This window comes from Helicobacter mehlei, assembly GCF_007280785.1.
Classification (GTDB): domain Bacteria; phylum Campylobacterota; class Campylobacteria; order Campylobacterales; family Helicobacteraceae; genus Helicobacter; species Helicobacter mehlei.
The window spans coordinates 1-1,355 of the sequence record NZ_VKGC01000051.1 but is presented as its reverse complement, the minus strand read 5'-3'; the positions used below and the strand labels follow the sequence as shown (position 1 = coordinate 1,355).

General features: G+C 40.7%; 1 protein-coding gene. It reads left to right on the top strand.

What is annotated here, in order from left to right:
* Positions 1 to 222: 222 nt before the first annotated feature.
* On the top strand, positions 223 to 1,355 hold a 1,133-nt coding region (locus FNE76_RS08020), incomplete at its 3' end, for a hypothetical protein (protein ID WP_120948837.1).

Here is a 1,355-nt window from a genome sequence, read left to right as displayed (position 1 = left end):
GACCAACTCCAAACCTTTAAATCTAACAATGCCCTATGCTTGGCATTACAAAAACACTTGACAAAGGAACAAAAGTAACTCGCTTATCTTAAAAATTCCAGCGCATTGAGCTTTAGACAATGGGTATAGTGTGCATTTAGTTGTAGCGTAATCAAAACAAACTCCAGTTAAAACCAAAAATTATGCTATGTTGGTGCAATCAAAAAATTAAAAGGAATTGCTATGCGTACTTTAATTTTATTAGTTTTGTTGATTGTGCTAGGTTTTGCTAAAGAGTCGCCCATTCTTAAGGTAGAACTTAAAATAGAGGATAACCCACCACTCCCCGCTCTCATCCAAGGCGTTACCAAAATGCGCGCTAATATGGTCTCTGCCCAACTAGATGCCTTAACGCAGTTTGGGGCTGTAGGGTGTGAGATGCGCAAATATGATGAATACTTATCCAATCCAGCAATTGATCTCGTGGATTTTGGGGCAGATTTGCTCAAAGACACCCCTTTAGGGCAAGGTTTATTGCAAAAACTCGAACCCTATGGTGATGCACAAAAAAAGGAGTTTTTGAAAAATTTCAAGCAATTTGAATCCCTCCATCTCTTGTACTTGGTTGAAAACTCTTCATCTTATTATTGTAGCCCTGTGATCAAATATAAAGCCACGCCCCAGCAGATCGCCCAAGATTTTTTAGACAGCATTAACTTCATCTACACGCCCTTAATCCAAGCCTACCAAATAGGCCTAGACCCCATAGCTTACCTGCGCTCTCTTAATAGTGATGCATTGTGGGAACTAATCTGCCAAGATTGCGATATCAATCAGACCTTACAACTCTATCTCAACGATCCCAATCTTTTGGGTAACAAACCCACAAGCGTATTTTTACAACATTTAGAACACGACATAAAGGCGATGGTTGCTACCAATAAATTTTGGAAAGGTCTAAGAGAGGGCACCATCGTATGGGCCAATCTAGCCCTAACCGCCGCTGGGAGCACAGATGAATTTATAGGGACAAAAGATGACCCTTATACGCTTTTTTCTACCTACTATCTGACGCGCATAGCCTTTTTGCTTTTGCACGCTAATTCTTACATCAATTCCCAATATATAGACACCAAAGAACTCCAAGAACACCCCACACTCTGTTTAAACCCCAGATACCTTTCTTTTAAGCACCAACAAGCCTGCCTACAAGTATTCAAAACCCAGACCTATAATCGGACAGATTTAAACGCCTATCTTAAAGCGATGCGCCTTGTCTCCATTGATGCCATTCCTTGCCTGTATTTAGACCCTAAGAACAAACTCCAAGCACTTCGATCTAAAAATGCCCTTTGTTTGGCGTTGCAAGAACATTT